The sequence below is a fragment of the uncultured Gimesia sp. genome, assembly GCF_937910335.1.
In the GTDB taxonomy this organism is placed as follows: domain Bacteria; phylum Planctomycetota; class Planctomycetia; order Planctomycetales; family Planctomycetaceae; genus Gimesia.
This window is the reverse complement of sequence record NZ_CALEMX010000205.1, coordinates 1-10,391: the sequence shown is the minus strand read 5'-3', so window position 1 is coordinate 10,391 and position 10,391 is coordinate 1. Positions and strand designations below refer to the sequence as shown.

At 46.9% G+C, this 10,391-nt stretch carries 10 protein-coding genes; 5 read left to right on the top strand and 5 right to left on the bottom strand.

Translation table 11 applies throughout. The features are described 5' to 3' along the window. The 3 genes from Q0668_RS07700 to Q0668_RS07690 form a co-directional block, all read left to right on the top strand. Positions 1-378, top strand: a 378-nt coding sequence (locus Q0668_RS07700; RefSeq protein ID WP_298862315.1) for a VOC family protein, incomplete at its 5' end; no start/stop codon positions are given. 116 nt (positions 379-494) lie between these two features. Next, entirely contained in the window at positions 495-944 is a 450-nt protein-coding gene (locus tag Q0668_RS07695) for a hypothetical protein (protein WP_298862312.1), read from the top strand. 275 nt (positions 945-1,219) lie between these two features. Then, positions 1,220-1,888: a hypothetical protein gene (locus tag Q0668_RS07690; protein ID WP_298862307.1), complete on the top strand. Its 669-nt coding sequence runs from the start codon at positions 1,220-1,222 to the stop codon at positions 1,886-1,888. 78 nt (positions 1,889-1,966) lie between these two features. Here Q0668_RS07690 and Q0668_RS07685 read toward each other — a convergent pair whose 3' ends face one another. The 3 genes from Q0668_RS07685 to Q0668_RS07675 form a co-directional block, all read right to left on the bottom strand. Continuing rightward, complete coding sequence (locus Q0668_RS07685) at positions 1,967-2,746, bottom strand: class I SAM-dependent methyltransferase (protein ID WP_298862304.1); 780 nt, start codon at positions 2,744-2,746, stop codon at positions 1,967-1,969. Between the two features lie 95 nt (positions 2,747-2,841). After that, positions 2,842-4,335 (bottom strand): FAD-binding domain-containing protein, encoded by a 1,494-nt coding sequence (locus tag Q0668_RS07680; RefSeq protein ID WP_298862301.1) that lies wholly within the window; start codon positions 4,333-4,335, stop codon positions 2,842-2,844. Positions 4,336-4,362: 27 nt separating this feature from the next. Beyond that, positions 4,363-5,616 (bottom strand): PQQ-binding-like beta-propeller repeat protein, encoded by a 1,254-nt coding sequence (locus Q0668_RS07675; protein ID WP_298862298.1) that lies wholly within the window; start codon positions 5,614-5,616, stop codon positions 4,363-4,365. A 354-nt stretch (positions 5,617-5,970) separates the two neighbouring features. Between Q0668_RS07675 and Q0668_RS07670 the strand changes: the two genes are divergently transcribed. After that, entirely contained in the window at positions 5,971-8,220 is a 2,250-nt protein-coding gene (locus Q0668_RS07670) for a SulP family inorganic anion transporter (protein ID WP_298862296.1), read from the top strand. 40 nt (positions 8,221-8,260) lie between these two features. Here the strand turns inward: Q0668_RS07670 and Q0668_RS07665 are convergent, their stop codons facing one another. After that, positions 8,261-8,557 carry a hypothetical protein gene (locus tag Q0668_RS07665; RefSeq protein ID WP_298862293.1) on the bottom strand — a complete coding sequence of 99 codons (297 nt, stop codon included), beginning with the start codon at positions 8,555-8,557 and terminating at the stop codon, positions 8,261-8,263. Between the two features lie 168 nt (positions 8,558-8,725). Continuing rightward, a complete protein-coding gene (locus Q0668_RS07660; protein WP_298862290.1) occupies positions 8,726-9,439 on the bottom strand; it encodes a GntR family transcriptional regulator in 714 nt (237 codons plus the stop codon). A 244-nt stretch (positions 9,440-9,683) separates the two neighbouring features. Between Q0668_RS07660 and Q0668_RS07655 the strand changes: the two genes are divergently transcribed. Beyond that, positions 9,684-10,391: hypothetical protein (locus Q0668_RS07655; protein ID WP_298862287.1), on the top strand; the 708-nt coding region annotated here is incomplete at its 3' end.

Here is a 10,391-nt window from a genome sequence, read left to right as displayed (position 1 = left end):
TATGTAGATGATTTACAGCTGGCAGTTGACTTCTATCGGCGATTGTTCGGATTCGAAGTCATGGCAGAAGATCGACGATTTTGCGCGTTGAATGCAGGTGACCGTAGCGTCTTTCTGATCTTTAAGCGTGGTGCCAGTCACACAGCTGCCCATCTGGAAGGGGGAACCATTCCTCCCCATGACGGCGCCGGCCCTGTTCATTTTGCGTTTGCAATTGACCGCGATGATTTGCAGGAATGGGAAGCACGTCTGGTCGCTGATGGCGTGGAAATTGAAAGCAGAGTCAGTTGGCCTCGCGGCGGCGAAAGTCTTTACTTCCGAGACCCCGATAATCACGTTGTTGAACTTGCCACTCCTGGTATTTGGCCTATTTTCTAAGTTACAGCGTGTGATGAACAAATGGTCTCGACATGCTTGTGCGATTCTGCTTATACTTGTGCAGTAAACGCATGATTGATTTATCTGGCTTGCTCTCTGAATTCAGGAGACCGAAAATGAATAGACTATTATTGGTATTCGTCTGCAGCAGCAGTTTTTTCTCCCAAGTGTTCGCAGATGATGACCAGACCACCTGTTTCGAAACTGTTTACGAAGTGGATCAGTTGGATCAAACAAAAGGGAGTCTGCTATTGCAACCTTTAGTGCAAACTAATCAAATCGAGCAGGCTAAAGAAGAACAGGCCCAGGTGATTTTTCAAAAAGGTAGCGGGAAAATCAAAGTTCACTATCAGCAACAGATATTTCCGAGCATAACCGTTCCCTTCACCACAGACGTGATGCAAACATTTAAGCAGGGAAAGCGACCGACTAAGGGACGCAGGCCAGTATTGATGTGGCATACTAACTCTCCAATACAACATCCACTGTTCCATTATTTGCACACTAATAAACTACTCATGGGTGGGGCATTCGTTTATGATCGTTCCACCAAGGATTCGTTCTGAAATTCTCTCCAAGATAAGGGAGAGCTTTTTTAGTAAATGACTTAGTTACAAGTTTGTAAGTAGAAGTTGTCTGGTACGGTTACCCTGGTTTCTGATGTGGGCTGTTCTCATCTATTGCTACCCTTGGTTTGAATGTGCATTCTCACTTACTCCTTTTTTTAACATATGAATGATTAAAATGATGCGAGTGTCAGACGTAACAGCATCTCATTGATGCTATTCCGGGGAAGTGCAGAGAATTCAACTTAGACTACGAGCCAAATTGAGGTTCAGAGATGCGGGAGGTTAGTAGAAGTTTCATTGCCAAAATGCGGCCCTATATAAGTCCACGTGTTCCGTACTTCTGGCTTGTTGCTATTCTCTTACTGGTTTTTATTGTAGTTATCATTCTACTAAGTCGACCGAGACTCAAAGCAGGGCAAGTGATTGATCAGTTCGGAACTTATCGATTTCCATCCGGTGGTCATAAATTAGAGATAAATAAAACTGAATCTGGAAATGTGGAAGTGACAGTTCATTGGCGAACGACTCGGTTCTATGTTATTCCATTGATGGTTAAAGACAAATTCCATACTTTTGAATCAGAAAGAGACTGGTTCGTATCGATAGACCGTTATCAGAGAATTTGGCTTTTCATGGGAGAATGGAATAAACAGTGGGGGAAATTGCGGAAGATGCCTTCGGGGGGCACTGTACCATACGCCCAAGCTGTTTTAATGAAGGGATTAATGTTTACTGGCTCTAAACAATTTGGTTTCGGCGTTCAGAATGTGAGTGAAACAGGAGATTGGGCTGGTGTTCCTCAACCATTTTTCAATCGAATTCCTGACAAAGAAGAGGCATCTGTCTGGGGGGGAATATCATCGATCCCCGGGTCTCCCCCTCCGTTTACAAAACAACAACAAAAAACGATTACAAATTGGCTCCGTACTCACAGAATGTGATTTTGACTATTTCTCGGTTCTTGTAGATAGTATGTCTCTTGTAAAGACAGTTCCCGACTTCACAAATTATCGTTGATTCTAATTCGGGTATGCGAGGAGTGAGTAGAACGTCATCTCTTCTTGATATGTTCCACTGTTCTGATAGTCGAGTAATGTTTCGCGCAGGTCGGCTTCAAAACCATTTTTGTCGTCTCCCAGTACTGCGGGAGAAGCGAAGGATGTGGAATAGAGATTGCCGATTAGTTCATCGAGCGTCCAAGTGTGGGAGTGCTGGTATTCGATTTCGTCGAGAGTATAACCTGCATTGATCAGAACCAATTCGTGAGGATCGAGGGCTTCATCATATTCTCCCGAGCCGGCACGGCGTTTTGCACCCAACCATTTTTGTAAGACGTTTCGGACTAGAGCATGCCAGTCGGCGGTTCCCGACCAGATGCTGGTATAACCCAAAACAACCATTGGTTGTCCCGGCAGTAACCATTCACGGGCATTTTTCGCAATCGATTTACGATCCATCCAATGGAAGGCGGCACCGATGGTGAGTAACTCAAAGGAATTGCTCGCTGATGTAAACTGTTCGGCACGCTCGTTGAGCCATATGATGTTTTGGACGTCCAGAACTCCCGCTTTCTGTTTCGCTGCGGCTAACATTTCAGAATCGATATCCAACGCAACGATTTGCTGAAAAAAGGAAGACAGCGGCAGCGCAAGTTTACCGGTGCCACAACCCAAGTCCAGCAGTCGTCCCTGACCTGAGACATTTGCCTGCTCGCGAATTTCTGCCAGCAGCGGTTCCGGATAGGGGAGTCGGTAGCGCGTGTAATAAGGGACGGTTCCCTGAAAGAGGTTTTTAGACAAATTCGGACTCCGATTTTATTTCAATTTCGCAAGTATGATCACAAGAAACAATCTATCGAATTCTAAGAGACAGTTTAGTGAGAGCTTGCCAAACATCAATCGAATAGTGCCCGTTGCTGTTTTTCCGTTCCATACCGTTCGAGATAACTTTTGACGCGGAACTTTCTGGCGGTGTTTTCACTGGTCATGTACCGGATTTTCCCGAAGATGGGGCGTTCCGGTCCCCAGGGGCGATCATAACGGCCCAGGCACCAGAAGATGCCGCTGTAAGAATTGGGATTGCGCCCGTCGACCGCGTATTTGTTATTGAGGTGAATCATAGTCTGCAAGGCTGCTTGCGGTGATTCGGACCAGTGCAGAATTTTTTTGCCCCACAGCATCCGCATGTAGTTATGCATGCGACCTTCGGTTACGAGTTGTCTCTGGGCGGCATTCCAGAGCGGGTCGTGTGTCTGTGCCTGTTCGAAATCTTCGAGAGAGTAGCAGTAGTCTCGTAAATCGCGTGCATGATCTGCCAGTGTGGTTTTGGCCCAGTCGGGAAGTGATTCATACTGATCGTAGTCCGTCCGCTGCCAACACATGTTATAACCCAGTTCACGCCATGTGATCAGTTGATCGAGATAGGCTTCGGCAGTTTCGCTCATGCCCCACCAGTCGGCCCGTTTTCCGGTTGCTTTCTGATCGAAAACTTTCTCAACCGCCCATACTTCGCGGTTCGTAATGTGATGAAATACCTCGTGAGCCGAGATATGACCAAAATGCAGATAAGGCGAGAGTCCGCTGGTTACTTCCTGCTCGGGTAAGTTACGCTCTTCCACGTAGCGATCAAAGCGTTGATTAAGAAACTGTTTCAACGCACGCCGGGCTGCATTCATCCCTCCCGCAAATTCAGCCGGTTGTACGGAATGGTCGATTGGCAGTTCTGCAAGTACCTCGGGGGTTGCCTGCAATGTCCGGGGCGATGCCATTGGCCAGCGTTCTCGGATGTCTGGCGGTAGTCCATTCAGATAGGGCAGTTTGACGCGAGCCAGTGGATTGACCTTTGGAATCTGAAGTAAGTGAGGTGGCAATTCCTTGTGTAGAAATCGACGAAACGCATACGCGGTCGGATATATCTGTGAAGCAGCTCGCATCGGCAGTACACCGTTGGAATCGATGGCTTCCAATCGGACTGGCAAGCGTGAAGCCACTGACTGTAGCATCCGCGGAATGAAGAAGCAGGGGAAATCATCGGTGACAATGACAGATGCTTTCGCTGCCAGCGCCTCCAGCAGGCCTGCGCCATGGCCGGGTGCCGGTTCCACATAGCAGTAGTAGGTAGCCGACGATTCCTGAAAACGTTCCTGATTGTCACGCATTCCCTGTAATACAAACCGATGCAGACGGTCGCTGGCCCATTCATAACCACAACGGAGCGCTTCCAGAATCAGAAGTGGTTTATTGAATTCTTTAGACAATTCTATCGCGCGTTCCAAACTAAAATTGGATCGCGAGCGACGATTGGCGATCATCCAATACAATACATAATCGCCTTCAATCTGTATTGGGCATTGGTTAAGCTGTCGAATTCTGATTTCAGGAACGCTCATAGATTCAGATTGTACTTTGCAATCAGTTTATTCCCAGCGATAGACGGCTAAGTCATTCAACGCACGCACGAAGATCTCATTGCCACTGACTGCAATGTGAGCCCAGGAGTCCTCCGCTACTTTGCGACTGTCGAGCAGCTCAAACTTTTCGGGGTTCGCGTTAATTAACAACAGCTCCCCTTTCTGATCCAGTGCCAGTATTTTTTTGCCATCCGTGACCGTACTCCAGTACTTTCCATAGGGGGTGGTAGTCCAGCGTGCCTTACCGGTTGCCAGATCGATGCATGTAAATCTTTGATTTCTCAAGTGCAGGTAGGCGTGCCCATTAATGATATTGGGAGATGACATATAGGCCTGGGTTTTATTGTTCCAGGTTTCATCCAGATTCCATCCCGATTCATTCTTTTTCGCATTGAAGAGAAATGATCCGCCTCCGTAACTACTGGTAAAGATCGAATTTTGATAAACAGTGGGAGTCAGAATATTCATACCGCGAAAGGCTGGTATTTTTCGTTCCCAAAGGACCTTTCCATCTTCAGGATTGACACCCGCCAGTTTGGTGCGTGTTTGTACGATAAGTTGAGGCACACCATCTATTTCCGCATAGTACGGAGAGGAGAAAGCGCTGCCGAACATACCACCTCCATCATCCAATGTGCGCCATTTGATCTCGCCGGTCATTTTATCAACTTTGCACAAACCGCCTCCTGCCTGTACATAAACAGAATCGTCGACGACCAGTGGTGAGGAAGCGAACCCGAACGAAGGCAGCTTGGTACCCATCTTTTTAACGAAGTCCACCCGCCAGAGTTCTTCTCCCGATTCGGCATCGAGACAAACCAGTACGTCACGAATTCCAGCGACATAGAGCCGTTCGCCATCAAAAGCGGGTGTGGCACGAATCCAGTCTCCGTTGGCTTTGGCAAAAAACGGGACGGCCATTGCGCCCTGCCAGTCTTGTTTCCACAGTTCTTGACCCGTTTTGCGATCTAATGCGCGCACGACTTCTTTTTTCTTGTCCTGGGTTTCGGTCACAAAAATTCGGTCTGCATTCACAATCGGACCGGAATAACTGGGTCCCAGTTTCACCTGCCAGACTTTTTTTAAATTTTTTTGAGAGAGACTATCGGGTAGTTGAACTCCAGTAATCGAACCATCTCGACTGGGGCCTCTCCACTGTGACCAGTCCTGATTGACCGGCTCAGTTCCCCAGGAGAGTAGGGGAACCAATCCGGTCATGAGGATAAAACAAGCGGCCCGAATAGACTGTTGGTTATGCATGAATCACTCTTTTTCTGCATTATGGTTTATTAGCAAATTCCAGAAGGCTTATAAAAAACTGGTTTTAATCATTTATAGTCGAGTGATTTTTTTTTAAAGTGGTAAAATTAGTGAGATCCAGGAAATTCTGAGAATGTTGCAATTGCCATTTGGAATCAGAGAACAGAGTCTATAATAAAAAAGAACGCCCGTTCGGTGGATTGAATTACAGAGAGGGGTGATAAGGTTTCTACATCCCCGGTAATTCAGCAGTTTTTGACCTACCCCGTCCACTGACATTCATACAGTTGTACTCGCAGAATCTGATCTTAGTCCGCCAACAATAATTAATATTTCGATTCTGAGGAAACAAAGATGGATGACGAATCGATTTCAAAATATTCCCTATCTTATCTTCCCCGTGATTTGACCGCCGGCCTGGTTGTATTTCTGGTGGCATTACCACTTTGCCTGGGTATTGCACTGGCTTCCGGAGCGCCGTTGTTTTCAGGATTGCTGGCAGGAATCATAGGCGGAATTGTCGTTGGATCGATCAGTGGTTCACAGACCAGCGTGAGTGGACCCGCTGCCGGATTAACGGCAATCGTCATCGCACAGATCGCTACTCTGGGGTCATTTGAAGCGTTTCTACTAGCGGTAATGCTTGGTGGCTTGATTCAGATCGGTCTGGGCATTGTGCGCGCCGGGTCACTGTCGGCGTTTTTTCCCTCAAGTGTCATCAAAGGACTGCTGGCAGCCATTGGCGTGATTCTCATATTGAAACAGATACCCCACGTATTTGGTCATGATACTGACCCTGAAGGGGAAATGTCGTTCAGTCAGCCAGATGAACAAAACACTTTTTCGGAAATATTAACGCTGTTCGCGGGTGATATTCATTTTGGGGCTGCGGTAGTGGGATTGTTGTCGGTTCTATTATTGGTATTTTGGGGGCGCATTAAATTTTTGAAAAATTCGGTCGTACCCGGACCATTGGTTGTGGTTTTATTTGGAGTGGGTCTGCAAATATTATTTCAACAATTTGGGAAACCATGGAGTATTGGAAAAAGCCATCTTGTACAAATTCCGGTTGCAAATTCAGCCAGCGATCTCGTTTCCTATCTTCGTTTTCCCGATTTCTCACAATGGGCTAATCCAGCGATCTATTTTGCTGCGGTGACAATTGCCATTGTTGCTTCACTGGAAACACTGCTGAACCTGGAAGCCGTTGACAAACTCGATCATGAAAAACGAGATTCGCCACCGAGCCGAGAACTCGTTGCACAAGGTGTGGGAAATGTAATTTCGGGACTCATTGGTGGACTCCCTGTGACGTCGGTGATCGTGCGTGGTTCTGTCAATGTGCATGCAGGAGCAAAAACCAACCGGTCGACGATCTTTCATGGGATATTACTCTTAACAAGCGTTGCTTTTTTGCCCGTCTATTTAAATATGATTCCTTTGGCAGCACTTGCTGCCATCCTGTTAGTGACGGGATTTAAGCTTGCCAGTCCAGAACTCTTTCGCCAGATGTGGCAAGAAGGTCGTTATCAATTCCTGCCTTTCTTGATCACGCTCTTGTCAATTGTCTTTACGGACTTGCTGACCGGGATCCTGATTGGCTTAGGGGTCAGTGTTCTGTTTATCCTCAATAGTAGTTTACGCCAGCCTATTCGTCGTGTTGTCGAAACACATTTGGGAGGTGATATTTTACACATTGAACTGGCCAATCAGGTTAGTTTTCTGAACCGTGCTGCCTTGGACCGGCTCTTTAATGCCGCAAAGCGAGGGACGCACATGTTAATTGATGCGACTGACACAGATTACATAGATCCGGATATTCTGAGCTTGATTCGTGATTATAAAAGCAAAATCGGTCCGACACGCGGCGTGAGTGTGAGTCTGCGCGGATTCCGAACCAGATACCAGTTACAAGATGAGATTCTGTTTGCGGATTTCTCGACACGAGAGTTGAAAGATCGTGCGACACCAGAGCAAATTCTGGAAATCCTGCGTGAAGGGAATCGTCGGTTCCATACAGGCAACCGTCTTTCGCGTGATCTGGGAAGTCAGGTCTATGCCACGGCGAGTGAACAGAATCCGATGGCTGTGGTGCTCAGTTGCATAGATTCCCGTGTGCCGGCAGAACTGGTACTGGATCTGGGAATTGGTGACATTTTCAGCGTACGCGTCGCCGGCAATGTGATTGGTAACAAGTCGCTTGGCAGTATCGAATATGGTGTTGTTGTTGCCGGTGTCAAGCTGGTGTTTGTACTGGGGCATACACATTGTGGCGCGGTGATATCAACGGTTGAACTTCTGGCGGGAAGTAAAGATTCTACACAGGCTACGGACTGTCCCCATCTTGATTCAATTGTAGAAGAACTGGAACCCTGTGTTGATCACAAGATTTGCCAGGGCTTACATCAGATGAATGCTGCAGACCAGGAATCATTTATGGATGATGTGGCCCGGAAAAACGTCATTCGCAGCGTGCATGAAATTCTCGCGCGCAGTGAAGTGATTCGCAAGCTCTCTGACGCAGGCAAGGTGCTGGTGGTTGGCGCACTGTATGATGTGAAAAGCGGTAAAATGGAATTCATGCTGGATGAATCGGCAGAATAAGCAATGGAGTACACGCCGCCAGCTTGATTGTTTTGCTTTATTACCACTGAAAAAACTTTCGGTGTCCATTAAAGCAGATTGAGAAAAATTTGATGCCCAGCTCAATCTTGATCTGAAAGCGCGGGGATTGCCAGCCCTGACTCAGCGTTTCTTGTTTGACCTCTGGTAATAAGCCGACGACGAACTCTTCTGTAAATAATTGGCACGCAAATAGATCACGTGGATCGATCTGCAGTTTCACTGTGGGGGGAATATTGAGGTATTCATTCTGAAATAAATTTCCCAGCTCCCGCTCGTTATCGGTCGCCACCTGCATGGTGTGAAATGGTATTCTCATATCTGCGTATCTTAGATCACGAAATTTCTTCAATGTTCGGTTGGTTGGATCGATACATCGGGAACACTCAAGATGGGATCTATTATAGATCAGAATTATGACTTAGCGAGAACGAAAATGGCATGAATCAAGCTGGTTGTGAAATCATTTCTAAGAGAAGTAGGAGATTCAGAATATGTTTCCGCCGGGCTTACGAAATTCTACGGAACTTCTGAGGTGAAACAGCATCGCTGCTGAGGCGGTCTCGGGTTGTCTTTTTTTCAGCGCTTCCAGAATCTTCAGGTGTTCCTCGTAATCTCGTTGTAATAATTCAGGTGCATCTTCAGAAATTTCATATGTCAGTCGTTTGAAACTCATGCATTTGCGAATTGACTCGCAAAGTGGCAGGTTCCCAGAAGCACGTGCGATGGAGGTATGCAGTAAATAGTCAAATGCCCGCGCCGGTTGTATCCAGTGAGGTTGTTCAGTTGGTTCAGCCGCTTTTCCATACTCTGAAAGCAAATCGAGCATTTCAGAGTCTAAGCGGTTCGTTGCTTGAAGCACTGCGTGTGGCTCAAGCAGTAATCGCATTTCGTGAATATCGACGAGCCAACGGTCCGCTCCCTCTGCAACAACTGCGCGCTGTTGCGGAATCTGTGTCACGATTCCGTCTGCAATCAATCGTTGTAACGCTTGTACGATGGGGGTTCTACTCAGCCCGAGTTCGTCCGATAGTTTTGTCGTCTTGAGCACCGTTCCGCTGGGGAGGCTTCCTCGTACAATCTGCAACAGAATCTGGTTATACGCGGCTTCGAGAAGAGAAGAACTTTCCTGGGGAATGCCGGGATGCTTGTCGATCATCTCCAGATCGCTCTGATCCAATTGTGATTCAGGATGTGTCATGTTATTCCATTTTTTGCAAAATATGAATTCATTTTCTGGGTCGCTGAGAATTCTCGATCAGATTGATTTGAGATAATATAGCAGGAAAACGTGTTGCGTGCTACTTGACGCACTGTTAATCGAGTTGTTACGATTTGAAAATGAGTTCATTTATGGCTGGCGATTTTGTTAGTCTTCCTAAGATAGGCTGTTCACAATTACAACTTTTTCTGATCCTGAGTATTCGTTGAGAAGGCAAATTACCATGAGATACCAGAAGACCCTGCTGATATTGAGCGTATGGAGCGTGATTTCCATTAACAGTGCTGTTGTCAGTGCAGAAGAAGCGTCATTAATCGGCGATTGGCGATTAATGGGCGATGCCCGGGATCAATCCTCCTTTCAGAATAACGGTGTCAATCGTGGAGTTCTCTTGAAGCCCGGTCAAGCAGCGAGCTTTGATGGGCGGACCGCTTATATTGAAGTGCCTCATAAAAAATCATTAGCATTGGGAACGGGCGAATTCACGATTTCCGTGTCAGTAGATACGAGAGCTGATCTGGGAGATGTGATTGGCAATGTGCTCAGCAAATATGACCCACAGGCGCGGAAAGGGTTTCAGTTAAGTATTAAAAATCATGCCGGGGTGACCAGCAGCCAGTCTAACGACCGTCATCTTCAGTTTGGTATTGATAATGGAAAAATTGATAAGCAGTGGACGGATCATGGTCGCCTGGGAGATGCCATTCTGGTTTACAGCATGACCGTCTATAACGGGCAACTGTTTGCAGGGACCTGTGTGCCGGGAAAAGAGGCCGCCGGTCGTGTGTTCCGGTTTGATGGCGGTCAAAAATGGATCGACTGTGGAACACCCGATGTCTGCAATGCGGTGAACTCATTAGCAGTCTTTCAAGGAAAACTCTATGCAGGCACTGGTAAGTATCGATTGAAGGGTTCTTCCTTAGCAGAATCT